The 24,844-nt window shown below is 61.2% G+C and carries 20 protein-coding genes; 12 read left to right on the top strand and 8 right to left on the bottom strand.

Annotation, left to right across the window (positions count from 1 at the left end; all coding sequences use genetic code 11):
- Nucleotides 1-235 precede the first annotated feature (235 nt).
- The 3 genes from ACM5SV_RS21125 to ACM5SV_RS21115 form a co-directional block, all read right to left on the bottom strand.
- Nucleotides 236-985 carry a TerC family protein gene (locus ACM5SV_RS21125; protein WP_018072717.1) on the bottom strand — a complete coding sequence of 250 codons (750 nt, stop codon included), beginning with the start codon at nucleotides 983-985 and terminating at the stop codon, nucleotides 236-238.
- Between the two features lie 215 nt (nucleotides 986-1,200).
- On the bottom strand, nucleotides 1,201-2,040 hold the full coding sequence (locus ACM5SV_RS21120; protein ID WP_017995216.1) for an AraC family transcriptional regulator: 840 nt from the start codon (nucleotides 2,038-2,040) through the stop codon (nucleotides 1,201-1,203).
- A gap of 207 nt (nucleotides 2,041-2,247) precedes the next feature.
- Nucleotides 2,248-2,928, bottom strand: a complete 681-nt coding sequence (locus tag ACM5SV_RS21115; RefSeq protein WP_012759037.1) for a TetR/AcrR family transcriptional regulator — start codon at nucleotides 2,926-2,928, stop codon at nucleotides 2,248-2,250.
- Between the two features lie 151 nt (nucleotides 2,929-3,079).
- Here ACM5SV_RS21115 and ACM5SV_RS21110 point away from each other — a divergent pair, with 151 nt between their 5' ends.
- The 5 genes from ACM5SV_RS21110 (at nucleotide 3,080) to xylA (ending at nucleotide 9,960) form a co-directional block, all read left to right on the top strand.
- Entirely contained in the window at nucleotides 3,080-4,294 is a 1,215-nt protein-coding gene (locus ACM5SV_RS21110) for an HlyD family secretion protein (protein ID WP_017995215.1), read from the top strand.
- 27 nt (nucleotides 4,295-4,321) lie between these two features.
- The gene (locus ACM5SV_RS21105; RefSeq protein WP_012759035.1) at nucleotides 4,322-5,920 is read left to right on the top strand and encodes a DHA2 family efflux MFS transporter permease subunit; all 1,599 of its coding nucleotides are present in this window, start codon (nucleotides 4,322-4,324) and stop codon (nucleotides 5,918-5,920) included.
- Nucleotides 5,921-6,105: 185 nt separating this feature from the next.
- Entirely contained in the window at nucleotides 6,106-7,128 is a 1,023-nt protein-coding gene (locus ACM5SV_RS21100; protein WP_032996465.1) for a LacI family DNA-binding transcriptional regulator, read from the top strand.
- 21 nt (nucleotides 7,129-7,149) lie between these two features.
- Complete coding sequence (gene xylB, locus ACM5SV_RS21095; RefSeq protein WP_017995213.1) at nucleotides 7,150-8,601, top strand: xylulokinase; 1,452 nt, start codon at nucleotides 7,150-7,152, stop codon at nucleotides 8,599-8,601.
- Nucleotides 8,602-8,649: 48 nt separating this feature from the next.
- On the top strand, nucleotides 8,650-9,960 hold the full coding sequence (gene xylA / locus ACM5SV_RS21090) for a xylose isomerase (RefSeq protein WP_017995212.1): 1,311 nt from the start codon (nucleotides 8,650-8,652) through the stop codon (nucleotides 9,958-9,960).
- A gap of 188 nt (nucleotides 9,961-10,148) precedes the next feature.
- Here the strand turns inward: xylA and ACM5SV_RS21085 are convergent, their stop codons facing one another.
- Complete coding sequence (locus ACM5SV_RS21085; protein WP_003543025.1) at nucleotides 10,149-11,180, bottom strand: LacI family DNA-binding transcriptional regulator; 1,032 nt, start codon at nucleotides 11,178-11,180, stop codon at nucleotides 10,149-10,151.
- A 170-nt stretch (nucleotides 11,181-11,350) separates the two neighbouring features.
- On the opposite strand from ACM5SV_RS21085, the gene ACM5SV_RS21080 reads away from it, so the two are divergent.
- The 5 genes from ACM5SV_RS21080 to ACM5SV_RS21060 all read left to right on the top strand — a co-directional run bounded on the left by ACM5SV_RS21080 (nucleotide 11,351) and on the right by ACM5SV_RS21060 (nucleotide 17,692).
- Nucleotides 11,351-12,877 carry a sugar ABC transporter ATP-binding protein gene (locus tag ACM5SV_RS21080; protein WP_222014797.1) on the top strand — a complete coding sequence of 509 codons (1,527 nt, stop codon included), beginning with the start codon at nucleotides 11,351-11,353 and terminating at the stop codon, nucleotides 12,875-12,877.
- 78 nt (nucleotides 12,878-12,955) lie between these two features.
- Complete coding sequence (locus ACM5SV_RS21075; protein WP_003552935.1) at nucleotides 12,956-13,960, top strand: ABC transporter permease; 1,005 nt, start codon at nucleotides 12,956-12,958, stop codon at nucleotides 13,958-13,960.
- Nucleotides 13,961-14,028: 68 nt separating this feature from the next.
- A complete protein-coding gene (locus ACM5SV_RS21070) occupies nucleotides 14,029-14,976 on the top strand; it encodes a substrate-binding domain-containing protein (RefSeq protein WP_018072728.1) in 948 nt (315 codons plus the stop codon).
- 251 nt (nucleotides 14,977-15,227) lie between these two features.
- Nucleotides 15,228-16,280: a sugar phosphate isomerase/epimerase family protein gene (locus ACM5SV_RS21065; RefSeq protein ID WP_222014796.1), complete on the top strand. Its 1,053-nt coding sequence runs from the start codon at nucleotides 15,228-15,230 to the stop codon at nucleotides 16,278-16,280.
- Between the two features lie 224 nt (nucleotides 16,281-16,504).
- Nucleotides 16,505-17,692 (top strand): Gfo/Idh/MocA family protein, encoded by a 1,188-nt coding sequence (locus ACM5SV_RS21060; RefSeq protein WP_222014795.1) that lies wholly within the window; start codon nucleotides 16,505-16,507, stop codon nucleotides 17,690-17,692.
- A 177-nt stretch (nucleotides 17,693-17,869) separates the two neighbouring features.
- Here the strand turns inward: ACM5SV_RS21060 and ACM5SV_RS21055 are convergent, their stop codons facing one another.
- Nucleotides 17,870-18,274 (bottom strand): DoxX family protein, encoded by a 405-nt coding sequence (locus ACM5SV_RS21055; RefSeq protein WP_012759027.1) that lies wholly within the window; start codon nucleotides 18,272-18,274, stop codon nucleotides 17,870-17,872.
- Between the two features lie 238 nt (nucleotides 18,275-18,512).
- On the opposite strand from ACM5SV_RS21055, the gene ACM5SV_RS21050 reads away from it, so the two are divergent.
- Both ACM5SV_RS21050 and ACM5SV_RS21045 read left to right on the top strand, forming a co-directional pair.
- On the top strand, nucleotides 18,513-19,886 hold the full coding sequence (locus ACM5SV_RS21050) for a GH1 family beta-glucosidase (RefSeq protein WP_221974408.1): 1,374 nt from the start codon (nucleotides 18,513-18,515) through the stop codon (nucleotides 19,884-19,886).
- 208 nt (nucleotides 19,887-20,094) lie between these two features.
- Complete coding sequence (locus tag ACM5SV_RS21045; protein WP_113546980.1) at nucleotides 20,095-22,305, top strand: putative bifunctional diguanylate cyclase/phosphodiesterase; 2,211 nt, start codon at nucleotides 20,095-20,097, stop codon at nucleotides 22,303-22,305.
- Between the two features lie 38 nt (nucleotides 22,306-22,343).
- Here the strand turns inward: ACM5SV_RS21045 and ACM5SV_RS21040 are convergent, their stop codons facing one another.
- The 3 genes from ACM5SV_RS21040 to ACM5SV_RS21030 form a co-directional block, all read right to left on the bottom strand.
- Nucleotides 22,344-23,273, bottom strand: a complete 930-nt coding sequence (locus ACM5SV_RS21040; RefSeq protein ID WP_222014794.1) for a rhodanese-related sulfurtransferase — start codon at nucleotides 23,271-23,273, stop codon at nucleotides 22,344-22,346.
- Between the two features lie 61 nt (nucleotides 23,274-23,334).
- Nucleotides 23,335-24,243 (bottom strand): CHAD domain-containing protein, encoded by a 909-nt coding sequence (locus ACM5SV_RS21035; protein WP_012759023.1) that lies wholly within the window; start codon nucleotides 24,241-24,243, stop codon nucleotides 23,335-23,337.
- Entirely contained in the window at nucleotides 24,221-24,709 is a 489-nt protein-coding gene (locus tag ACM5SV_RS21030; protein WP_012759022.1) for a CYTH domain-containing protein, read from the bottom strand. Before ACM5SV_RS21030 ends, ACM5SV_RS21035 begins: the two co-directional genes overlap by 23 nt.
- Nucleotides 24,710-24,844: the final 135 nt, after the last annotated feature.

Genomic DNA, 24,844 nt, shown 5'->3' with positions numbered 1-24,844 from the left:
CCGTCAATGAATGCCGGACGGCTTTCATGGGAAAGCGACGTACGGCCGGAAGGATGCAGATAGCTTCATCGGCAAACCGGCCGGAAAAGGGCATACGCCCGCACTATCCGCCGATCGTCCGTTCGGCTGGCCTTAGGCCATATTCAACCGGGCGCGTCAAGAAAAACACGCCAGGAACGGCCTGATGGCAATGCGTGAGGGCGCGCCGGTTCCGCCGCGCCCTCCTGCCCAAGCCTCAATGCGCGGCGTCGCGTTTTCGCTTGCGGGCGTTGCGCGCGAACATGTTCAGCACCTCGACCAGCGCCGAGAAGGCCATGGCGGCGTAGACGTAGCCCTTCGGCACATGGAAGCCCATGCCTTCGGCGATCAGCGTCGTGCCGATCATCAGCAGGAAGGCGAGCGCCAGCATGACGATCGTCGGGTTCCTCTCGATGAAGTTGGCAAGCGGGGTCGCGGCAACAAGCATGACGGTGACGGCGGCGACGACGGCGACCACCATGATCGGCAGATGCGGCGTCATACCGACGGCGGTGATGATGCTGTCGACGGAGAAGACGAGGTCGAGCAGCAGGATCTGGCCGATGGCCGATGCAAAGCCTGTCGTGGCCGAACTTGCGATGAAGTCCTCGCCGTGATCTTCCGGATCGACGCTGTGGTGGATTTCCTTGGTGGCCTTCCAGACGAGGAACAGACCGCCGGCAATCAGGATCAGATCCTTCCAGGAGAAACCGTGGCCGAAGGCTTCAAACAGCGGTTCGGTCAGCTGTACGATCCAGGCGATGGTGCCGAGCAGGGCGAGACGCATGACGAGCGCAAGACCGATGCCGATCTTGCGGGCCTTCTCCCGGTGCTCGGGCGGCAGTTTGTTGGTGAGAATGGAAATGAAGATCAGGTTGTCGATCCCGAGAACGACTTCCATCACCACCAGCGTGATGAGCGCCACCCAGGCGGCCGGATCCTGAATGAGCGTCATGATTTCCTGCATCAGCATATATCCCTCTTGCGTCACATAAGTAATGACGCTCGCAATGTAATGTCGCCGGCCTGCCAGGCAAGCGCCGCAAGGGGGTATACGAAACCGATGTGACTTTTATTCCCTAGAACAGGATTTAAGGCCCGGTCGGCCTTAAATTTGAATCCTGCTCTCAATTAAAGAGGTAGAGCAGGATGTCGTCCGAAAACCGCTCGCACTTTTCGGCATCATGCTCTGATCGGCAACCAGATTTCGGTGACGCCTATGCCGGTATAGGGGTCGAAGCGCTCGTCGTAGCGTTCGAACATGTCGGGTGTCTCGCCGTGCTCCAGGCCCGAGGTCGGCCACCATGCGCCAAATATCCGGTTCATGGTCGCCGGGATGCCGGAGACGTGGCCGCGATGAGCAAAGACGACGTAGCGCTGGCCTGGAAGCTTGAGCGTTGCAAAATCCGCCGGCAGATCGCCGGCATCGGAGATCTCGACCGCGGCCATATAGCGGAATTTCTCCGCTTCGCCGTCGATATGCGTACAGATGCCGTAGGCGACGCTGCCTTTCTGGCCGGAGATATGTCCGAAATGGGCATTGAATTTCTGCCAGAGAGAGGGGATGGCGGCATTGCCGCCATGGGGGTAGATCTCCTGCAGGCCGGCAAACAGCATCGGTTGGAGGGTTTCGAAGCGGGGCGGTTCGAGGTCGTTGAGGTGGGCGGGGTCCATTCTGATCGGCTCCAACAAGACAAGGTTACGGGCGTGCCCCTGTCTGCGCACCGCATCCGGCGTCATGCCGAACTGGTCGCGGAAGGCACGGGTGAAGGCCTCGTGCGAGCCGTAGCCCGCGCAAAGCGCAACCTCGAGAATGGTGGATGAGCTGCCGACCAACGCCGGCACGGCACGGCTGAGGCGCCGCCCTCTTATATAACTGCTGATCGAGTGGCCGGTGATGAGCCCGAAGACGCGTGACAGGTGGTAGCGCGACAATCCGGCTGCTTCCGATATCTCTTCCAGCGATATATCGCTTTCGAAATGGCTCTCGATGAACCAGATCGCCCGTCCGACGGCGCTCATCCTTATTCTCCTACAGCGCCGCGCGTCTTTTCCAGACGCGCAAAGGACGCTGTAACACTTTGAAGTGCTGCATAATTTTATCCTTAAATCGATTCCGATTTAAGGAATTATGCAGTGTTGCGACTCTTCCTTAAAGAAAAGTCGGCAGCCGGATTTGATCGCTATTGCGGGATTTTGGCCGATGCAGCGCCGCGGTCAAGGGTGTGGTCAGGCGGTCTCGTGCCGGCGCGCGCCGTAGGCGGCCATGAAGACCCGGATCGCGCCGCGGATGACGCGCTCAATTTCATCGCGAGACGGCGGCTCTTCCATGCTTCCGAACAGGCGGAGCTTGAAGAAACTACCGCTGGCGAGATCGAGGAACTGGCCGGCGGCCAGATCGATGTCGTCGATCTCAAACCTGCCTTCGGCGATGTGGCGTTCCAGGAAGTCGCGCATGATAGTGCGCAGGTTTTCCGGACCCTTGAAGAAGCGTTGACAGAGCACCGGCATGCGGTCGCGAACGCCGAGAACGGTGCGCATCGCGCTGATGACCTTTTCATCGGTCATATGGGTGACGAAGCTTATCCCGAATTCGTACAGGCCGGCTTCGGGATCGTCATGTTCGGCAAGCGCCGTGCGCACGGCCGCCACGAAGGCGGCGCGCTCGGTCTCGATCATCGCCGAAAACAGCTCTTCCTTGTTGGTGAAATAGACGTAGAGCGTTCCCTTGGAGACGCCGGCCTCACGCGTCACGTCGTTCATGCTGGCGGCGTCGAAACCCATCTTCATGAAGACACGCTTGGCGCCGGCGAGAATCTGCTGGCGCTTGGCCGGATCTTCGCCTGCGGCAAATCGGCCTCCGGCAGCGGGAGGACTGAATACGGCGGCGTGGTCGGGTTTCAGCGTCATGTCCTCTTAACCGTGTTGACGGTTTCGCATTTTCTTTAAAGAAATCGAACCGATTGGTTCTATACATCTTGATATGACGATAAAACAGGTTTAAGTCAACTGAACCGAACCGTTCAGTTCGATTATTTACTCCAAGATCGGTAAAGTGGCCATGTCGAGCAACCAGAAGAGCAACGTCGCGCGGATCGTCAGCGAAAACGCCGGGACCGAAGAGGCACAGGCCGAGGTCGCGACCGTTGCAGAGGCTCCGATGGCGGAAGCCCGCGAAGTGCCGTCTGCCCCCGCGCAGTCGGCGCCGGCTTCGGTCGCCGCACCCGCGGCTGCGAAGAAGCGCCGCAGCCCGGTGCTGCCGATCGTCGTGCTCGCCCTTCTCGCAGGCGGCGGCTGGTATGGTTACGAATGGTGGACGAACGGCCGCTTCATGGTGTCGACCGACGACGCCTATATCGAAGGCGATATCGCAACGATTTCGCCGAAGGTCACGGGCTACGTCGCGAAGGTGAACGTTGTCGCCAACCAGGAAGTCAAAGCGGGCGACGTGCTTGCCACGCTTGATAACGGCGACTATCAGAACGCCCTCGATTTGGCCCAGGCCCAGATCGTCACCGAACAGCTTTCGCTGCAGCGTATCGACGCGCAGATCGAAGGCGCGAATGCGAGCCTGGTGCAGGCGCAGGCGCAGAAGGTGGCACTCGAAGCGGCCGTTCGTGGTGCCGAGATTACTCAGAAGCGCCAGAGCGACCTTCAGGCGAAGTCGGTCGGCACCGCCGCCGATCTCGACAACGCCAATATCGCCCTCGACCAGGCCAAGGCCAATCTTGCCGGCGGCGATGCCAACATCACCGCTGCACAGGCCAACATCACCATTCTCCAGGCCCAGCGCAAGGAAGCCGAAGGCTCGGTCCGTTCGCTTGAGATCTCGCGCGACAAGGCCGTCCGCGACCTTTCCTTCACCGTGCTCAAGGCGCCTTATGACGGCATTGTCGGCAACCGCTCCGTCCAGGAAGGCGACCTCGTCTCTCCCGGCCAGCGCCTGATGGCACTCGTTCCGGTGCGCCAGCTCTACATCGACGCCAATTTCAAGGAAACGCAGATCCAGCATCTGGTGCCGGGCTCGAAGGTCAACGTCCAGGTCGATGCCTATAGCGATCATCCGATCGTGGGCACCGTCGAATCGATCTCACCGGCTTCCGGCTCGGTCTTTTCGATGCTGCCGCCGGAAAACGCCACGGGCAATTTCACCAAGGTGATCCAGCGCGTGCCTGTGCGCATCGCGCTGCCGCAGGAAGCGCTCGACAGCGGGCGGCTGCGCGCGGGCCTGAGCGTCGTCGTCGACGTCGACACCCGTACGGCGCCGAGCAAGTAAGCCTTCAGGAAAGGCGGAGGTGGTCTGATGGCCGGGAGCGCGACAGCAACAGCGGGGACGATTCCGGCGGCACCCGCCCATGCCGACGAACGCATGGATCCGAAGAAGCTTATCGCCTTCTTCGCGATGGTGCTCGGCATGTTCATGTCGATCCTCGACATCCAGATCGTCTCGGCTTCTCTTGCCGAAATCCAGGCCGGCCTTTCGGCAGGCAGCGACGAGGTCGGCTGGGTGCAGACGGCCTATCTGATCGCCGAAGTGATCATGATCCCACTTTCGGGCACGTTGGCGCGCATCATCTCGACGCGTTATCTCTTCGCAATCTCGGCTGCCGGCTTCACCATGGCGAGCGCGCTGGCGGCGACGGCCACCAATATCGATCAGATGATCGTTTACCGCGTCATCCAGGGCTTCATCGGTGGCGGCATGATTCCGTCGGTCTTCGCGGCCGCCTTCACCATCTTCCCGCCGTCGAAGCGCAGCATCGTCTCGCCGATCATCGGCCTAATCGCGACGCTGGCGCCGACCATCGGCCCGACCGTCGGCGGTTATCTCAGCCATGCCTTTTCCTGGCACTGGCTGTTCCTCGTCAACATCGTTCCCGGTATCATCGTCACCATCGTCACCTGGAACTTCATCGATTTCGACAAGCCGGAACTGTCGCTCTTCAAGAAGTTCGACTGGTGGGGTCTGATCTCGATGGGCGTCTTCCTCGGCGCGCTGGAATATGTGCTCGAAGAGGGCAATTCGAACGACTGGTTCAACGACAGCTCGATCGCCATCGCAGCGGTTGCCTCCGGCGTTGCGGCCATCGTCTTTTTCTATCGCGCCTTCACGGTGGATTTCCCGGTCGTCGACCTCAAGGCCTTTTCGAACCGGAATTTCTCCTTCGGCTCGGTGTTTTCCTTCGTCATGGGCATCGGCCTCTATGGCCTCACCTATATCTATCCTGTTTATCTCGGGCGCATCCGCGGCTATGATTCATTGATGATCGGCGAGACGATGTTCGTCTCCGGGCTGGCGATGTTCTTCACCGCGCCGATCGCTGGGCGGCTGTCGACCAAGATGGACCTGCGGTTGATGATGGTGATCGGCTTCGTCAGCTTCGCCGCCGGCACCTTCATCATGATGCATCTGACGGCGGATTGGGATTTCTACGAACTCTTCATCCCGCAGATCCTGCGCGGCTTCGGGCTGATGATGTGCATGGTGCCGATCAACAACATCGCGCTCGGCACGATGCCGCCCTCGCGCATCCGCGGCGCGTCCGGCCTGTTTAACCTGACCCGAAACCTCGGCGGCGCCGTCGGCCTTGCCGTCATCAATACCGTGCTCACCAACCGGCAGGACGTGCATTATGAGCGGCTGCGGGAGAATATGGATTGGGGCAACCCGGCGGCGATCGACCAGATGAACAACATGGCCGCCAATTTCAACACCTATGGCATGGATGGCGCCTCGGTTGCGATCAAGCAGATGGTCGGGCTTGCCACCAAACAGGCGATCATCCTTTCCTTCAGCGACGTGTTCCTGATCCTGACCGCGCTTTTCCTCGCGATGATCCTCGGTGTCGCCATGATCAAGAAACCCGCGCCGCAAGGCGGGGGAGGCGGTGGCGGCCACTGACCTCCGGCCTGCCGCCCCTTGAAAAGGCCCTCTTCGGAGGGCCTTTTTGTTGCCGTCTTCCGGCCGCTGTGGCATCAGGCGGATGACTGTGGGCCGGGTCGGAAAACCGACGTGGAAACCGGCCTGTCAGATTTTTTGATTTACGTACATCAAAATTGGCGCTAATGGTCTCGTCAGGAGGAATGATGAGGCCAACCGTTCACGATATCGCCGCTGCCGCCGGTGTCAGTCTCGCGACTGTCGACCGGGTTCTCAACCAGCGGCCCGGTGTGCGCCACGTCACGCGGGAAAAGGTCGAGACCGCGATCCGCGAGCTCGGTTATGTCAGAGACGTCGCCGCCGCCAATCTTGCCAAGGGGCGCACCTATCCGCTGGTCTTCATCCTTCCGGCCAGCGATAATTCCTTCATGCACGGGCTCAATGCCGAGATCCGTCAGGCGATCCTCCGCTCGTCGGCCGAGCGTACCGATATCCGCACCATCGAGGTGCCGGCCTTCGATCCCGCCGCCCTCGTCGCCGTGCTTGAAGGGCTTTCCCGGGAAAAGCCCTGCGGCATTGCGCTGGTTGCGACCGATGCGCCTGACGTGCGCGCCGCCGTCGACAGGCTGGTGCGCGAGCGGTTTCCCATCGTCACCCTGGTTTCCGATCTCACGGGGTCGCTGCGCCATCACTATGCCGGCGTCGACAATATCGCAGCCGGCCGCACGGCCGCGCGCCTGCTCGGACGATTCCTTGGGCCGCGAAAGGGCGAAATCGCCGTGCTCGCCGGCTCTATGCTGGTGCGCGACCATCGCGAGCGGCTGGAGGGCTTCACCGCTGTCATGGCCGAGGAATTTCCCGATCTTGCGATCCTTCCGGTTCTCGAAGGCCGCGACGATCCCGAGGTCGCCCATAGGCTCGTTGCCGACGCGCTCGGGAATGCCGGCATCATCGGCGTCTACAGCCTTGGCGCCGGCAATCGCGGCCTGATCCGGGCGTTGAAGGAGAAGGCCGTCGATCGCGTACTGACCGTGATTGCCCACGAACTGACCGCCCATACGCGCGCAGCACTGATCGACAATACGATCGATGCGATCCTCAATCAGGATGCCGGCCATGAGGTGCGTAGCGCGATCCGCGTGCTGAAAGCCAAGGCGGACGGGCTTGCCGTCATCGAAGCGCAGGAGCGCATCCGCCTCGACATATTCCTGAAAGACAATCTGCCGTAACGGCAAAGGGAGAAATACCACATGTATCTGGGTCTCGATCTCGGAACCTCCGGCGTCAAGGCGATGCTGATCGACGGTGATCAGAAGATCGTCGGCTCGGCCAATGGTTCGCTCGACGTCTCGCGTCCGCATTCCGGCTGGTCGGAGCAGGAGCCGGCCCACTGGGTGCGCGCCACGGAAGAGGCTGTCGCCGGCCTCAAGGCAAAACATCCGAAGGAGTTGGCGGCGGTCAAGGGCATCGGCCTTTCCGGCCAGATGCATGGCGCAACGCTCATCGATGCCACTGATAAGGTGCTGCGCCCCTGCATCCTCTGGAACGACACGCGCAGCTACGTCGAGGCCGCCGCACTCGATGCCGATCCGCGCTTTCGCGCGCTCACCGGCAACATCGTCTTCCCCGGCTTTACGGCGCCGAAGCTCGCCTGGATCGAGAAGCATGAGCCCGATGTCTTCGCCAAGATCGCCAAGGTGCTCTTGCCGAAGGACTATCTGCGTCTTTGGCTGACTGGCGAATATATCTCGGAAATGTCGGATTCGGCCGGCACCTCCTGGCTCGACACCGGCAAACGCGCCTGGTCCTCCGAACTGCTCGCCGCCACCAAGCTTTCCGAGGAGCAGATGCCGGCGCTTGTCGAAGGCACCGAGCAGGCCGGCAAGCTGCGGTCCGAACTGGCGGCGCAATGGGGCATATCAGGCGATGTCGTCGTGGCCGGCGGTGCCGGCGACAATGCGGCCTCGGCCTGCGGCATGGGCACGGTCAGCGATGGCGCCGCCTTCGTCTCGCTCGGCACATCAGGCGTGCTTTTTGCTGCCAACGCTTCCTATTTGCCGAAGCCGGAAAGCGCCGTTCATGCCTTCTGCCATGCACTGCCGAACACCTGGCACCAGATGGGCGTCATCCTGTCGGCCACCGATGCACTGAACTGGCATTCTGGTGTGACTGGGAAGTCGGCCGCAGATCTCACCGGCGAACTCGGGGAGACGCTGAAGGCTCCCACCGGCGTCACCTTCCTGCCCTATCTCTCCGGCGAGCGCACGCCGCACAATGATGCCGTCATCCGCGGCGCCTTCATCGGCCTCGAACACGAAAGCAGCCGTGTCGTTCTCACCCAGGCGGTGCTCGAAGGTGTCGCCTTCGCCATTCGCGACAATCTCGAAGCGCTGCGTTCGGCCGGCACCGGCATATCCCGGGTCACGGCAATCGGCGGCGGTTCGCGCTCGCGTTACTGGCTGGCGTCGATCGCGACTGCGCTTGACGTTCCGGTCGACCTGCCGGCTGACGGCGATTTCGGCGCGGCCTTCGGGGCAGCCCGCCTCGGCCTGATCGCAGCAACGGGCGTCGATCCGGTCTCCGTCTGCACGCCGCCGGTGACGGCAGGCACGATCGAGCCTGTAGCGGCGCTAAGCGACGCTTATGAGGATGCTTACAAGCGCTACCGTGCGCTCTACCCGGCGATCAAGTCGCTGGCGTAGGCCAACAATTCAGAACTTCGAAAAGATACGAACCCAAGGAGAACCAACATGAGCACCGGATTTTTCGGCGATATCCAGAAAGTAAAATACGAAGGCCCCGACAGCACCAATCCGCTGGCCTTCCGCCATTACCAGCCGGACGAGATCGTCATGGGCAAGCGCATGGAAGACCATCTGCGCTTTGCGGTGGCCTATTGGCACACCTTCACCTGGCCGGGCGGCGATCCCTTCGGCGGGCAGACCTTCCTGCGTCCCTGGTTCGAGGACACGATGAAGGCCGCCAAGCTCAAGGCCGACGTCGCCTTCGAATTCTTCTCGCTGCTCGGCTCGCCCTACTATTGCTTCCATGACGCCGACGTGCGTCCGGAAGGCAAGAGTTTTGCCGAGAACACTAAAAACCTCAACGAGATCGTCGATTATTTCGCCGAGAAGCAGGCCGCAACCGGCACCAAGCTGCTCTGGGGCACGGCGAACCTCTTCTCCCACCGCCGCTATATGTCGGGCGCTGCGACCAATCCGGATCCTGACGTCTTCGCTTTTGCAGCCGCGACGGTAAAGACCTGCATCGATGCCACGCAGAAGCTCGGCGGCGAAAACTACGTGCTGTGGGGCGGGCGCGAAGGTTACGAGACGCTGCTCAACACCGATATCGGCCGCGAGCTCGACCAGCTCGGCCGCTTCCTCAACCTCGTCGTCGAATACAAGCACAAGATCGGCTACAAGGGCACGATCCTGATCGAGCCGAAGCCGCAGGAGCCAACCAAGCATCAGTATGACTACGACGTCGCAACCGTCTATGGCTTCCTCAAAAGGCACGGCCTTGAAAACGAGGTGAAGCTCAATATCGAGCAGGGCCACGCGATCCTTGCCGGCCACTCCTTCGAGCACGAGCTGGCGCTTGCCAATGCGCTCGGCATCTTCGGCTCGATCGACATGAACCGCAACGACTACCAGTCCGGCTGGGATACCGATCAGTTCCCGAACAATGTTCCCGAAATGGCGCTCGCCTACTACCATGTTCTGGCAGGCGGCGGCTTCAAGACCGGCGGCACCAACTTCGACTCGAAGCTTCGCCGTCAGTCTCTCGACCCGGCGGATCTGCTGATCGGCCATATCGGCGGCATGGATTGCTGCGCCCGCGGCCTGAAGGCCGCTGCCAAGATGATCGAGGACAAGGCTCTGTCGCAGCCGCTCGCCGATCGTTATGCTGGCTGGGAATCCGCCGAGGCGCAGAAACTCTTCCGCGGCGAGTATTCGCTGGGTGAGATCACCCATTATGTCGAGAGCCACGACGTGAACCCGCAGCCGAGGTCGGGCAAGCAGGAATTGCTTGAGAACGTCGTCAATCGTTACGTTTGATAAAGCGCGCCGGCGGCCATTGGTCGCCGGCGAATTTGCCGGCTAGAGCATGATGCCGAAAAGTGTGCGCGGTTTTCGGAAGATAGCATGCTCTAACTCTTTGATTTAGATCAGGATTCAGATTTTAGGCCGATCGGGCCTAAAATCATCCTGATCTAAATGTGCCTTAAGTGCTTAGTGATACGGGTTCAACGTTTCGACCAGTTGCGCGACGGCGCCGAGACGGAGTTTCGAACCACGAGATCCGGCCGCAGCAGGATTTCCGTTTCGGTCGGCCGGCCATCGGACAGGAGTTCCAGCAGCAGCGCCATCGCCTGCTTGCCGATCGCCGTTCTCGGCTGGCGGATCGTGGTCAGCGGTGGGGATATGAAGACGGCCTGCGGCACGTCGTCGAAACCGGTCACCGAGAAATCCCGCGGAATATCATAACCTCGTGCGCCGAGCCCGACCATGACGCCGATCGCCGTCTGGTCGTTGACGCACATGAAGGCGGTTGGAAGCGTGTCGCGCATGAAAAGCTGTTCGACCGCATGCCGCCCGCTTTCGATCGTGCCGTCACCTTCCAGCACGATCCTGGTGTCGGGCGGGATGCCTGCGGCATCGAGACCGGCATCGTAACCCATGCGGCGTCTCGTATAGGCAAGCCGGGTGCGTGAATCGCCGATGAAGGCGATCTTGCGATGCCCTTCAGCCAGCAGCAGGTCCACCGCTTTCCGAGCGCCTTCGGTATCGTCGACGCCGACATAGGGAATGCCGCCGTTGAAGACGGGCTCGAAAACGCCGACGCTCGGCGGCAGCCGCGCGGTCATCGTCTGATGCCCGAAGGGCAGGATGCCGGTGAAGAGGATCAATCCAGCCGCCTGGTTGGAATTGAAGAATTTCAGATATTCCAGGCCGCGCTGGGCATCGTTCTGGGTGTGGCCAATCAGGATGCCGTAGCCGTGCGCGCGCGCTTCGTTCTCCAGCCCGACGAGAATATTGGAGAAATTGGGATCGCCAATATCGGGCGCCACGACAAGGATCATATTGGAGCGGCCGAGCCTCAGGCTGCGCGCCATGGCATTGGTGGTATAGCCGGTGATGGCGATCGCCTGGTTGACCTTGAGGCGGGTGGAGTTGGCGACCTTCTCCGGCATGTGGATTGCCCGGGAAACCGTCGCGATAGAGACCTCGGCGATCCGGGCGACGTCTTCGATGGTTGCGGGCGTGGAATTCGACACTGAGCTCTGCCTTGGGCTGTCTTCGCCGCGACACTACACAGACTTGTCGAGAGGTCAAAGGCAGGCTTCAACTGATCTGTGTAAATCAACGATGTAAACCTTTACACGATGTATGTAAAGGTTTACATAAGGCTTCTGAGTGGACGGAGAGCCGCTTTGGGGAGGACCAGATGACCGTGGAGACCGCCGACACCGCACCCGTGGTGCTGTCCGCCAGGCGCATATGCAAATCCTTCAGTGGAGTGCAGGTCCTTTTCAGCGTGAACTTCGATCTCCGCGCCGGCGAAATCCATGCGCTGATGGGTGAAAACGGCGCCGGCAAATCCACGCTTGTCAAGGTATTGTCGGGTTTCGAGCAGCCCAGTTCCGGCGAAATCCTGCTTGATGGCAAGCCCGTCGTCCTGCCGCCCAACGGCGACGCCGAGGCGCTCGGCATCGTCATCATTCACCAGGAATTCAACCTCGCAGAACATCTGACCGTGACGGAGAGCCTCTTCCTCGGGCGCGAAGTCACGCATTTCGGCATGCTCGACCGTAAATATATGCGGTCGGAGACACGCAAGGTTCTCGACGTGCTCGGTTCGCATGTCGATGAGAATGCGCTGATCAGCACGCTTTCCATCGCCGACAAGCAGATGGTCGAAATCGCCAAGGCGATCAGCCGCGATGCGCGGGTGGTGTTCATGGACGAGCCGACCGCGGTGCTGTCGCGGGAAGAGACCAATATGCTGTTCAAACAGGTTCGCAAGCTTCGCGACCAGGGGACCAGCTTCGTCTTCGTGTCCCACAAACTCGACGAGGTGATGGAGTTGACCGATCGTGTCACGGTGCTGCGCGACGGCCAGTGGATCAAGACTTCGCCGACGTCCGTTCTGGACGGGGAATCGATCGCTCAGCTGATGGTCGGCCGCGAACTCTCCAGCCTCTATCCCGCCAAGGTCGAGCCTGATGTCGACGAGGAGGTCGTCCTCAGAGTCGCTTCGGTGTCGACGGGTTATGTGAAGGACGCGAGCTTCGAGGTGCGCAAGGGCGAGATCATCGGGTTTTCCGGCATGATCGGCTCCGGCCGCACCGAACTGATGGAAGCGATCGCCGGGTTGCGGACCCGTCTCGATGGCGAGGTGGTCATCAAGGGGGAAACGGTTCCCTCCGGCGACGTGCATGCCGCCAATCGCTGCGGGCTCGCCTACATGACCAAGGACCGCAAGTCGAAAGGCCTGCTGCTGCGCTCCGGCATGGTGACCAATCTGACACTGCAATCGCTCGGAAGGCACGCTCGTCACGGCTATCTCAGCCCGGGCAGCGAGGCGGCCGCGATGGCAAAGGCCAAGCGCCGCTTCGATATCAGGGTTCGTGACGGCAATATCGTCGCCGGCCGGATGTCGGGGGGGAACCAGCAGAAGCTGCTGCTCGCCAAGGTCATGGAGACCGAACCTCAGATCATCATCATCGACGAGCCGACGCGCGGCATCGATGTCGGCACCAAGCAGCAGATCTATCATTTCATCTCGGCCCTCGCCCGGGACGGCCGGTCCATCATCGTCGTGTCCTCGGAGATGCCGGAGGTCATCGGCCTCTGCACCAGAGTGGCGGTGATGCGCGAAGGGCGTATCGTCGGCGTGCTCGAGGGAGACGAGATTTCCGAGCAGGAGATCATGCGTTACGCCGCCGGGCTCAAGAGGAAGGCGGCCGCCTGAAGGCTGAAGCAGGGCTTTGCCGATCAGGACGACAGATAAAATGCCCAGAAAATATGGGACGGGAGGTTGATTTTGGAAATGAGTGTCAACGAGGAGACCAGGGAAATCCGGCGCCGATCCTGGCGGGATGTCGACCTGCGTGCGGTCGCTCCCTTCGTCGCCCTGGCGCTGCTGCTGATCGTCGGAGCCTTGGTCAATCCCAATTTCATCGGCATCACCAACCTTGCCAATGTCGCGACGCGCAGCGCTTTCATCGCCATCATCGCGGTCGGTGCGACCTTCGTGATATCAGCAGGCGATCTCGACTTGTCTGTCGGCTCGATGGTGGCCTTCGTCGCCAGCCTGATGATCCTGCTGATGAATTCGGGCGCCATCGAAAACCCGGCTTTGATGCTGACGGTCGCCGCCGTCTTCACGATCGTCGCCGGCGCGCTTTGCGGCCTGGCGAACGGCCTGATCACGACGGTCGGCAGGATCGAGCCCTTCATTGCGACGCTCGGCACGATGGGCATCTATCGCGGCCTGACGACCTGGCTGTCGCAGGGCGGTGCGATCACGCTTCGCTCAGCCGATATCCAGACGCTCTATCGCCCTGCTTATTTCGGCAATGTCGCCGGCATACCCGTGCCGATCGTGGTGATCCTGGCAGTGACGGCGGTTGCGGCCTTCATCCTCTATCGCACCCGCTACGGGCGCCACGTTGTTGCGGTTGGATCAAACAGCGATGTCGCCCGCTATTCCGGTATCGCGGTCAACCGTGTGCGGACGATCGCCTTCGTCATCCAGGGATTGTGCGTCGCCATTGCCGTGCTGCTCTATGTTCCCCGTCTCGGCTCGACGTCGGCGACGACGGGCATCCTATGGGAGTTGCAGGCGATCACGGCCGTCGTCGTCGGCGGCACGGCCCTCAAAGGCGGCGCGGGCAGGGTCTGGGGCACGATCTGCGGCGCCTTCATTCTCGAACTGGTCGGCAACATCATGCTGCTTTCGAATTTCATCAGCGAGTATCTGATCGGCGCCATCCAGGGTGCGATCATCATCATCGCCATGTTCGTCCAGCGCTCGCTGGTGCGCAAATCATGACTTGATCGGGCTTACAGGGCGTCCGGTCCCGTATGGAAAAGTCCCTGAAGTTATTGGGAGGAAATAGCATGCGTAAATTGATGTTGGGCCTGGCGGTTGCGGCGGTGACGTTCGCCGGCGCCGCTCACGCCCAGGACAAGAAATTCACGATCGGCGTGTCCATTCCGGCCGCCGACCACGGTTGGACATCGGGCGTGGTGTTCCATGCCGAACGCGTCGCCAAGCTGCTGATGGCCGAACATCCCGGTCTCAACGTCATCGTCAAGACCTCGCCGGACGCCGCCAGCCAGGCCAACGCCGTGCAGGATCTCGATACGCAGGGCATCGACGCCCTCGTCATCCTGCCGTCGGATCCGGATCCGCTCGTCAACGCCATCAAGGAAGTCAAGGGCAAGGGCAAGTTCGTCGCTCTCGTCGACCGCGCGCCGAGCAACAACGACAATTCCGTGCGCGACCTGTATGTCGCCGGCAACAACCCGGCTCTCGGCGAAGTCGCCGGCAAGTACATCAAGGACACCACGCCGGACGCCGAAGTGGTCATCATCCGCGGTCTGCCGATCCCGATCGACCAGCAGCGCCAGGACGGTTTCGACAAGGGCATTGCCGGCTCGAACGTCAAGGTTCTTGACCGCCAGTACGGCAACTGGAACCGCGACGATGCCTTCAAGGTCATGCAGGACTACCTGACCAAGTACCAGAAGATCGACGTCGTATGGTGCCAGGACGACGACATGGCTGTTGGCGTTCTGCAGGCGATCGAGCAAGCCAAGCGCACCGACATCAAGTATGTCGTTGCCGGCGCCGGTTCCAAGGACATGGTCAAGAAGGTCATGGACGGCGACAAGCTGATCCCGGTCGACGTTCTCTATCCGCCGGCAATGGTCGGCACGGCGATGGAGCTGACGGCGGCGGCACTTTATGATCAGGTTCCGGTTCACGGCAGCTACATCCTCGACGCGACGCTCGTCACCAAGGACAATGCCAAGGACTTCTACTTCCCGGATTCTCCGTTCTGATCGATTGACTGGAGACATGCGCCCATTCGAGAGGATGGGCGCATTTTTTATGCCCTGCTTCGGGCGTGTCTGCGAAAATGCGGCACGTACCTCTTGCCGACCAAAGCCGGTCATGATTAGGTCGCAGCCATACCGCATCTGGCCTCGCGCCAGATCCGACGGCAAGGGCGAGGAGGCGTCTTGCTCCCGCCAAAATGCGTGCTACAACACTTCAGAAACGTTTACGGTCGATATTCAGGGAGGAATCTGACATGAAGACGATCAAGGGCCCCGGCCTTTTCCTTGGCCAGTTCGCGGGCGATACTGCTCCTTTCAACTCGTGGGACGCGATTACCAAATGGGCGGCCGACATCGGTTACAAGGGCGTCCAGGTGCCGACCTGGGCCAGCCAACTGATCGATCTGAAGAAGGCTGCCACGTCCAAGGATTATTGCGACGAATTCGCCGGCAATGCGCGTGAAAACGGCATCGAGATCACCGAACTCTCCACTCATCTGCAAGGACAGCTCGTCGCCGTTCACCCGGCCTATGACGAAGCCTTCGACGGGTTTGCTGCACCGGAGGTGCGCGGCAATCCGAAGGCGCGCCAGGAATGGGCGGTCGAGCAGGTCAAGATGGCGCTGACGGCATCCAAAAACCTCGGACTCAAGGCGCATGCGACCTTCTCCGGCGCGCTTGCCTGGCCCTTCATCTATCCCTGGCCGCAGCGTCCTGCCGGTCTGGTCGAAACTGCCTTCGACGAACTCGCCCGCCGCTGGACGCCGATCCTCAACCATGCGGACGAGAACGGTATTGACGTCTGCTACGAGATCCACCCGGGCGAAGACCTCCATGACGGCATCACCTTCGAGATGTTCCTGGAGCGGGTGAAGAACCATCCGCGCGCCAACATGCTCTACGATCCCTCGCACTACGTCCTGCAGTGCCTCGATTATCTCGACAATATCGACATCTACAAAGACCGCATCAAGATGTTCCACGTCAAGGATGCTGAGTTCAATCCAACCGGGCGCCAAGGCGTCTACGGTGGCTATCAGGGCTGGGTCGAACGCGCCGGCCGGTTCCGTTCGCTCGGCGACGGCCAGGTCGATTTCGGCGCGGTGTTCTCGAAGATGACGGCGAATAATTTCGACGGCTGGGCCGTGGTCGAATGGGAATGCGCGCTGAAGCATCCGGAGGACGGCGCCCGCGAAGGCGCCGAATTCGTTGCCGCCCATATTATTCGCGTGACCGAGAAAGCCTTCGACGATTTCGCCGGCAGCGGCACGGACCAGGCGGCGAACCGGCGGATGTTGGGGCTCTAGGTTTCTATTCCCTTCTCCCCAGCGGGGAGAAGATGCCCGTCAGGGCAGATGAGGGGGATGAGGAGCGATAGCGACGAATGCCTTGAGCGACAAGCGAAAGGCAATATCAGTCGCCAGGCCCCCTCATCCGACCCTCCGGGCCATCGACCGGGGTTGAGCCACGGGGCTCAACCCGTCCTTCGAACCCCCCAGGGGAGAAGGGAAGAAAAATTGAGGAGGAATCAATGGCAATCGAAGCATCATCCGAACAGACACGCGAGCCGCGCATCCGGCTCGGCATGGTGGGCGGCGGCGCGGGCGCGTTTATCGGCGCGGTGCACCGTATCGCGGCACGCATCGACGATCAGTACGATCTCATCGCTGGCGCGCTGTCGGCTTCGCCCGAAAAGGCGATCGCATCCGGCCGCGACCTCGGCCTCGATCCGTCGCGGACCTATTCCAGCTATCGCGAGATGGCGATCCGCGAGGCGAAGTTGAAGAATGGCATCGAGGCGGTGGCGATCGTCACGCCGAACCATGTTCACTACGATGCAGCCAAGGAATTCCTGAAGCGCGGCATTCATGTGATCTGCGACAAGCCGCTGACATCCAACCTTGCCGATGCGAAGAAGCTGAAGAAGATCGCCGACGAGAGCGGGGCACTCTTCGTGCTGACGCATAATTACACCGGCTATCCGATGGTCCGCCAGGCGCGCGAGATGATCGCGAATGGCGAACTCGGCGACATCCGCGTCGTCCAGGCCGAATATCCGCAGGACTGGCTGACGGAAGCGGTCGAGCAAACTGGCCAGAAACAGGCTGCCTGGCGCACCGATCCGGCGCAGTCCGGCGTCGGCGGCTCGACCGGCGATATCGGCACGCATGCCTATAATCTCGCCGCCTTCATCACTGGCCTGGAGCTCGACAGCCTCGCCGCCGATCTCGACAGTTTCGTTCCCGGCCGCCGGCTGGACGATAATGCGCATGTCATGCTGCGCTTCAAGGCGAAGGGCTCGGAGAAGCCGGCCAAGGGCATGCTCTGGTGCAGCCAGGTGGCGCCCGGCCATGAAAACGGCCTGATGGTGCGTGTCTACGGCACCAAGGGCGGGCTGGAATGGACCCAGAAGGACCCGAACTACTTGTGGTACACGCCTTTCGGCGAGCCGAAGCGGCTGATCACCCGGGGCGGCGCCGGTTCAGGCGCGGCTGCCGGCCGTGTCACGCGCGTGCCATCAGGGCATCCGGAAGGTTATCTCGAAGCCTTTGCGACGATCTATACGGCAGCCGCGCATGCGATTAACGCCCGCAAGAAGGGCAAGGCCGTCGACAAGGCGGTGGTCTATCCCACCGTCGATGACGGCGTGAAGGGTGTGGCTTTCGTCGAAGCCTGCGTCGCGTCTTCGAAGAGGAACGGCGCCTGGATCAAGCTCTGAATTTAACGATCTCGGTTGCCCCATGAAAAACGCCGAGGCGATCTACTGCATAATTCCTTAAATCGGAATCGATTTAAGGACAAAATTATGCAGTAATTCTAAGCGCTACAGCGCCTTTGCGCGTCTGAAAAGACGCGCGGCGCTGTAGAGTCGCCTCGGCGTTTTGTTTTATTTTGATCAGACCGCAGCAGTGCGGCCACGCTTCAGCAGGTTGTCGACGCTCAACGGTCCGGCACCTGCCGCTACCAGATAAAGAAACACGAAGCAGAACAGGATCGCCGCGACGCCGCCGTTCTGGGCGGGGTAGATGCCCTTCGATGCATGTGCGATGAAATAGGCGACGGCCATCAGGCCGGAGAGCACGAAGGCGGCGATACGGGTCTGGAATCCGACAAGCACCAGGAACCCGAAGGTGAGTTCGAGCAGGCCGGCAATCCAGGGCAGCGAGCCTGCGGGCGGCACGCTTGCCGCAGCCGGAAAATGCAGGATCTTCTGTGTTCCATAGCTGAAAAGTACAAGTGACGAGACAATGCGCAACAGGCTCAGCAGATGAGGCTGCAGCGAATGGACCGAAGAGAGCATTGGATCCCTTTCATATTTGTGATGCCATTTCCCGTGTAAGGATCGCGGTCTCAACGGCCAAATCACGACTGCTGACATTGCCGTTATGAGGGCGGCAGCGCGGCGAGGGAGCGGCGCTGCAGCTGTTCTGTTTTTCCTCCTGCAACGTTGCAGTTTTTCTTCGGGCCAGCCTGTACTTTGCCTTCAGGCTTGGCTAAATCCGGCGCAAACGGCTCAACCTGAGAGATAGGATTTCCAGATGATCGATCCGAAGAAACTCGCGGAGCGCTTTCCCGGCGACTTCATTTTCGGCGTTGCCACCGCTGCCTTCCAGATCGAAGGCGCCAGCAAAGCCGATGGCCGCAAGCCATCCATCTGGGATGCTTTCTGCAATATGCCTGGCCGCGTCCATAATCGCGATAACGGCGATGTTGCCTGCGATCACTACAATCGCCTGGAACAGGACCTCGATCTCATCAAGGAGATGGGTGTCGAAGCCTACCGGTTCTCGATTGCCTGGCCGCGCATTATCCCGGACGGCACGGGTCCGGTGAACGAGGCCGGCCTCGATTTCTACGACCGGCTGGTCGACGGCTGCAAGGCGCGCGGTATCAAGACCTTCGCGACGCTCTACCACTGGGATCTGCCTCTGTTGCTCGCCGGCGAGGGCGGGTGGACCGCGCGCTCGACCGCCTATGCGTTTCAGCGCTATGCCAAGACGGTGATGAACCGCCTTGGCGATCGGCTCGACCGGGTCGCGACCTTCAACGAACCCTGGTGCATCATCTGGCTCAGCCACCTCTACGGCATCCATGCTCCGGGCGAGCGCAACATGCAGGCCGCCCTTCACGCCATGCATCACATGAACCTTGCCCACGGTCTCGGCGTCGAGGCGATCCGCTCGGAAGCGCCCAATGTGCCGGTCGGCCTCGTGCTCAATGCCGCCTCGATCATTCCCGGCTCCGACAGCCCGGCCGACCTTGCCGCCGGCGAGCGGGCGCATCAGTTCCACAACGGCGCTTTCTTCGATCCCGTCTTCAAGGGTGAATATCCGAAGGAATTCGTCGCGGCGCTCGGCGACCGCATGCCTGTCATCGAGGATGGCGACCTGAAGCTCATCAGCCAGAAACTCGATTGGTGGGGCCTGAACTATTATAAGCCCGAACGCGTCACCGACGATGCCGAACGCAAAGGCGATTTCCCCTGGACGGTGGAGGCGCCGCCGGCTAGCGACGTCAAGACCGATATCGGCTGGGAAATCTATGCGCCGGGCCTGAAGCTCTCGATCGAGGATCTCTACCGCCGCTACGAACTGCCGGAATGCTACATCACCGAGAACGGCGCCTGCGACAACACCGATGTCATCGACGGCGAGGTCGACGATACGATGCGCCTCGACTATGTCGGAGATCACCTCGAAATCGTTGCCGGCCTCATCAAGGACGGCTATCCCCTACGCGGCTATTTCGCCTGGAGCCTGATGGACAATTTCGAATGGGCGGAAGGCTACCGTATGCGCTTCGGTCTCGTCCATGTCGATTATGAAACCCAGCTGCGCACGGTGAAGAAGAGCGGCAAGTGGTATCGCCAACTCGCGGCGCAATTCCCGAAGGGCAATCACAAGGCGGTTTAGCGCAACTGCCTCGCGGGCACTTGACGCTTATCGCGAGCCATCTGGGGGCGCGGACTTCCGGCCGGCATGGCAAGCTGACGTTGCTTGCCAGCATTTTCGCGACGACCGGCGGCAGGCAGAAAAATAGATCGCGAGAGGCCTGCAACAGGCGGTTGCTTAAACGTTTTTGAACCCTTGACTGGCAAAGTCCAACGGTCAGGGAGTCGTAATGCAGACAGCCGGAAAGTCGCAGAGCAAAGGATCGGGAATAAGCCGTCACATCACCGTCACCGGCGTGCTTTTCTCGTTCGCAGTCATCGTCGCGGTCGTCACCATCATGGTGCTGACGGCGCTTGAACGCGTGGCCGAAAATTCCAATGTTCTCGATGACGAGCGCTCGCGCGAAACGACGATCGGCGCGTTGAAGACCTTCGAGGATCAGCTTGGTGCGACGCTCGACGATTACGCCGCCTGGGATGACGCTGCCGTCAACGTCTACGCAGCCGACGGTATGGCCTGGACGGTGAGCAACTACGGCGAGATGTCGGTCAACAGCTCGCTGTTCGACATGGCGATCGTCATCGATGGCGAGAAGAAGGCGATCATGGCCTATCGCGACGGCAAACCGATGGAGGAGCCGCTCACAGATTTCTTCGCGCCTTCGCTCTGGACCCTCTTCGACACGGTAAAGGCGGCCGGCCCGGCCGATCGTCCTCAGGCGATCGGTTTCGTCACCACCAAGCGGGGCATTGCCGCCGTCGGTGTGGCATTGGTGCGGAAAAAGTCCGGTGCGCTGGATGTGCCCGCCGGCCAGCAGCGCTATCTCGTTTTCGCCCGCCATCTTGACGACGACAGGGTGACCGCTCTCGGCCAGACCTATGTCATCGGCGGGCTGAGGCTGGCGCCGCCGAGTTTTGCGGCCGACTATCTTGTGCCGATCGTCGATCCGACGGGGGCAACGCTCGGCAAGCTGGTTTGGATCTCGCGTTCACCCGGCGATATCGGCTATGCACAGGTGCGGCCGATGGTCATCCAGGCGCTCGGCCTCGTCGGGTTGTTCTTCGTCGTGCTGCTGGTCATCGGCTGGCTTGCCGGCCGCCGCCTGAAGGCGGAGGAAAACAGCGCTCGCGAGGAGGCGCTGCGCGACAGGCTGAGCGGGCTTTCCAATCGTGATGGCCTCGGGCTGGCCGTCGATCGTTTTGTCGTCGAGGCACGCCAGACCAAGCGCAACGTGCTCCTCCTCTATCTCGACCTCGATGGCTTCAAGGAAGTCAATGACAGCTATGGCCATGGCACCGGCGACCAGTTGATCCGTGCGGTCGCGGCCGGGCTCGCTGTGCTCATTCCGCAGGGTGCCGTTCTCGCCCGCATCGGCGGCGATGAATTTGCCATCGCCTTTCTCTCCGACAGTGAGAATGCCGCCGCACTACAGCTTGCCGAGCAGATTCTCGATTTTCTTGTCGAGCCGCTGGAGATCGGTCGCCGTGTCGTTGTCGTCGGGGCAAGCATCGGCATTGCCATGTCGCCTTCCGGGACGATCGGGCGTGAGGAGCTGGTGCGCCGTTCCGACCTTGCCATGTACAAGGCGAAGGAAGCCGGCCGCGCGCGCATGACCCTCTACGATCCGTCGATGGACACCGATCGAGAGCAGCGCAACGCGCTGGAGCTCGATCTCCGGATCGCCATCGAAAGCGGCGACCTGACGCTCGCCTACCAGCCGCTGATCGATGCGGCGACGCATGCGATGACCGGCGTCGAAGCACTGGTGCGCTGGAACCGTCCGGGCCATGGCCCTGTTTCGCCCGAGCTGTTCATCCCGATCGCCGAGACCAGCGGCCTCATCGAATCGCTCGGTCTGTTCGTACTGCGCAAGGCCTGTGAGACGGCCAAACAATGGCCGGAACTCAACGTCTCGGTTAACGTCTCGCCCGGCCAGTTCCGCAATCCTGCCTTTACCGACTATGTGCGCTACGTACTGAAACAGACGGAGATCGAGGCCGGCCGCATCACGCTCGAGATCACCGAAGGCTACATGATTCAGAATCCGCAGCGCACCCGCCAGTCGATCGAACGGCTGAAGGGGCTGGGGGTCAAGGTGGCGCTCGACGATTTCGGTTCCGGCTTCTCGTCGATCGGTTATCTCAGGCAGTTCGGCTTCGACCGCATCAAGATCGACCGCTCGCTGGTCATGGGCGTCAACGACAAACGCCAGCGCGAGATGCTGCAGGCGACGGTGGCGCTCGCCCGCTCGCTCGACATTCCGGTGACGGCCGAAGGCATCGAGACCGAGGAGCAGGCGATAGCCATGCGCCTCTTCGGCTGCGACTGCCTGCAGGGCTATTTGTTCGGCAAGCCCGTGATATCAGAGCTTATCACCGAGATGCTGCACGAGCGACGTGAAGCGGAGCCGGCAGCCCGGCGTCGCATCGACGCAGCCTGATCTTCAGAAAGCAAAGTTGATCCACACAGAAATCTGGCTCAGCTACCGATATGTCGTTGGCCGCGCCTTCTTGCGAGCGCGATCTGGTGCTGACGCTGACGGTAACGCAGCCGGTCTTCTTCCGTGCGGGTGTGGTAGCAGTGGCTGCAGGAAACGCCTTCCTCGTAGAGCGGCGAGGTCATTTCCTCGGCGGTGATCGGGTTGCGGCAAGCGTGGCAGAGCCGGTGTTCGCCTTGCTTCAGCCCGTGCTCGACGGATACACGCTCGTCGAAGACGAAGCAGGCGCCATCCCAGAGACTCTCCTCCTGCGGCACTTCCTCCAGATATTTCAGGATGCCGCCCTTCAGATGATAGACCTCGTCGAAGCCCTCAGCCTTCATGAAGGCGGTGGCCTTCTCGCAGCGTATGCCGCCGGTGCAGTACATGGCGACCTTCGGCTTGTTGTGCAGACCGGGATTTGCGCGCACCCAATCGGGAAATTCGCGGAACGTCTTGGTCTTTGGGTCGAGCGCGCCGCGAAAAGTGCCGATTGCCGTCTCGTAGTCATTGCGGGTGTCGATGACGATCGTATCGGGATCGGAAATCAGCGCGTTCCAGTCCTTGGCCGCCACATAGGTGCCGACCACCTTGTTGGGGTCGATATCTTCGACGCCCATGGTGACGATTTCCTTCTTCAGCTTCACCTTCATGCGCAGGAAGGGCATTTTCGAGGCGTGGCTTTCCTTGTGCTCGAGGCCCGAAAATTCCGGCTGGGCGCGCAGGAGGGCAAGCACGGCGTGAATGCCGGCATCCGGGCCAGCGATCGTGCCGTTGATGCCTTCATGCGCCAGAAGCAGCGTTCCCTTGACGCCGTTCTCCTCGCAAAGCGTCTGCAACGGCGCCTGCAGGTCGGCAAAGCGCGGCACAGAAACGAAATGATAGAGTGCGGCCACGAGGAACGGGCTGGTGTGTGTCGGGCTGTCGGTCATGGGGCGGAAATACAGAAAATCGGCGGGCCGCGCAATTGCCTTCGCCGGCGGCGGCCTTCTCTCAGTTTCCGGCCATCAGCCAGAGAAGCTCGATGCGCTGGGCTTCCTCGTCGGCATCATCGGCGAAGACGGCTTCGGCTTTGATCAGCGCTTGCCGCCGGTCCTCCTGCTGGCGGAAGATGATGATGTCGAGCAGATGCGCCAGGTCGTCATTGCGGGTGAAGAGCTGTGGTTCGGCCTCGACCAGTTCGGAGAGTACGGTCAGATCGTGAATGTGGCCGAGATCCTCGACGAGTTCCTTGGCCGCATCGCGCTTGGCCTTCATCGCGCCCGGCCAGACGTCGCGCAGAAGGGCATGGTAGAGCCGATAGTCGTAGGTGCGTTTGCGCAGATCGTGGAAATCGTCGGCCGATGCCCCGCCGTGGCAGGCCGCAAGCGCCGCCTTGGCCTTCCGTGCGGTGCGGCGCCAGCTTTTTGCCAGCATGCGGGCATTCTTGCGGTGTCCGCCATCAAAGGAGACGGCGTCCAAGGCGGCGATCGCCTGCTTCAGAACGCCGGAGGTTTCCGCCAGCCGCTGTTCCAGGCCGCTTTCGGCTTCCGCCATCCAGTCACGGCGCCCTTCGAGAATGGTGACGATGCGGCCGAGCGCCTCGCTCTCCTCGTTCTCGCGGGCTGCATGCTGCAGATATTGGGCGGTGCCGATAAGGGCGGCAGCGTCGCGGATCGCCGAAAGCGAGCGTGCGGCATCGCGCAGCCTTGCGTTTTCGCGGCGCTGGAAATCCGGCACGTCGCGGGCCACGAGACGGTAGAGCGAGCGTAGTCGTTTCAGATTCTTGCGGAATGAATGGATCGCCTCATGCGCGCCATCCGGGCGTTCATCGAGGATGGTGACGGCGTGTTCCAGCTGCTTGGTCGCGACGCTACGGAACGCCTCGGTGAAATCGGCGTCAGGCCGAATGCGATAGGCCATGCCTGTCGTGCCCGTATTCTGTGGCAAGGGCCTGGTTAGAGTAACGGAAATCTCCGGTCACTTCGCGTCCGAGCCAGGTGGGCAGGGCGGGATCATCGGTTTCCGACGTCATTTCCACCTCGGCGATCACCAGTCCCCGATGCTCGCCGGTAAACACGTCGACTTCCCAAACGAAGTCCTCATGCGGAACGCGGTAGCGCGTTTTCTCGATGACGACGCCGATCGCGTTGCGCAACAGCTCTTCGGCATCGGCGATCGGGATGTCGTATTCGAATTCGTCACGGGTGATGGTGCTGCGGCCGATCTTGATCGTCAGTCTCGCCTTCCTGCCGTCGAGTATGCGCACTCGCACGGAACGGTCGTCCATCGAGGCGATGTAACCCTGCCGGAGGACGGACTTCGTCTCGACAGCGGCACGCCATCCATCGCTGCGTACAAGGAACTTCCGCTCGATCTCTTTCGCCATACCGGTGAACCTTTTGTGACGATTGCGGCACGGTAGCCCAATTTCCACCCATTTCATACCCTTCTCGGCATGTGGTCCGGTTTTATCTCGACAAGGTTCCGCGAGGGCGTTATTCGGGGTCCGAATTCAATCGTT

Origin of the sequence: Rhizobium sp. CRRU65 (assembly GCF_048551595.1) — a bacterium.
Lineage (GTDB): Bacteria > Pseudomonadota > Alphaproteobacteria > Rhizobiales > Rhizobiaceae > Rhizobium > Rhizobium leguminosarum_J.
Note: the sequence above shows the minus strand (reverse complement) of the source record. Positions and strands in the feature narration are given on the sequence as shown.

What these genes read in the sequence shown, in the direction of transcription:
- ACM5SV_RS21125 (WP_018072717.1), bottom strand. Translation starts at nt 985, where the DNA reads ATGCAGGAAATCATGACGCTCATTCAGGATCCGGCCGCCTGGGTGGCG.
- ACM5SV_RS21060 (WP_222014795.1), top strand. Translation starts at nt 16,505, where the DNA reads ATGGCAATCGAAGCATCATCCGAACAGACACGCGAGCCGCGCATCCGG.
- ACM5SV_RS21080 (WP_222014797.1), top strand. Translation starts at nt 11,351, where the DNA reads ATGACCGTGGAGACCGCCGACACCGCACCCGTGGTGCTGTCCGCCAGG.
- ACM5SV_RS21120 (WP_017995216.1), bottom strand. Translation starts at nt 2,040, where the DNA reads ATGAGCGCCGTCGGACGGGCGATCTGGTTCATCGAGAGCCATTTCGAA.
- ACM5SV_RS21065 (WP_222014796.1), top strand. Translation starts at nt 15,228, where the DNA reads ATGAAGACGATCAAGGGCCCCGGCCTTTTCCTTGGCCAGTTCGCGGGC.
- ACM5SV_RS21115 (WP_012759037.1), bottom strand. Translation starts at nt 2,928, where the DNA reads ATGACGCTGAAACCCGACCACGCCGCCGTATTCAGTCCTCCCGCTGCC.
- ACM5SV_RS21035 (WP_012759023.1), bottom strand. Translation starts at nt 24,243, where the DNA reads ATGGCCTATCGCATTCGGCCTGACGCCGATTTCACCGAGGCGTTCCGT.
- ACM5SV_RS21055 (WP_012759027.1), bottom strand. Translation starts at nt 18,274, where the DNA reads ATGCTCTCTTCGGTCCATTCGCTGCAGCCTCATCTGCTGAGCCTGTTG.
- ACM5SV_RS21045 (WP_113546980.1), top strand. Translation starts at nt 20,095, where the DNA reads ATGCAGACAGCCGGAAAGTCGCAGAGCAAAGGATCGGGAATAAGCCGT.
- ACM5SV_RS21110 (WP_017995215.1), top strand. Translation starts at nt 3,080, where the DNA reads ATGTCGAGCAACCAGAAGAGCAACGTCGCGCGGATCGTCAGCGAAAAC.
- ACM5SV_RS21040 (WP_222014794.1), bottom strand. Translation starts at nt 23,273, where the DNA reads ATGACCGACAGCCCGACACACACCAGCCCGTTCCTCGTGGCCGCACTC.
- ACM5SV_RS21030 (WP_012759022.1), bottom strand. Translation starts at nt 24,709, where the DNA reads ATGGCGAAAGAGATCGAGCGGAAGTTCCTTGTACGCAGCGATGGATGG.
- ACM5SV_RS21105 (WP_012759035.1), top strand. Translation starts at nt 4,322, where the DNA reads ATGGCCGGGAGCGCGACAGCAACAGCGGGGACGATTCCGGCGGCACCC.
- xylB (WP_017995213.1), top strand. Translation starts at nt 7,150, where the DNA reads ATGTATCTGGGTCTCGATCTCGGAACCTCCGGCGTCAAGGCGATGCTG.
- ACM5SV_RS21070 (WP_018072728.1), top strand. Translation starts at nt 14,029, where the DNA reads ATGCGTAAATTGATGTTGGGCCTGGCGGTTGCGGCGGTGACGTTCGCC.
- xylA (WP_017995212.1), top strand. Translation starts at nt 8,650, where the DNA reads ATGAGCACCGGATTTTTCGGCGATATCCAGAAAGTAAAATACGAAGGC.
- ACM5SV_RS21100 (WP_032996465.1), top strand. Translation starts at nt 6,106, where the DNA reads ATGAGGCCAACCGTTCACGATATCGCCGCTGCCGCCGGTGTCAGTCTC.
- ACM5SV_RS21075 (WP_003552935.1), top strand. Translation starts at nt 12,956, where the DNA reads ATGAGTGTCAACGAGGAGACCAGGGAAATCCGGCGCCGATCCTGGCGG.
- ACM5SV_RS21050 (WP_221974408.1), top strand. Translation starts at nt 18,513, where the DNA reads ATGATCGATCCGAAGAAACTCGCGGAGCGCTTTCCCGGCGACTTCATT.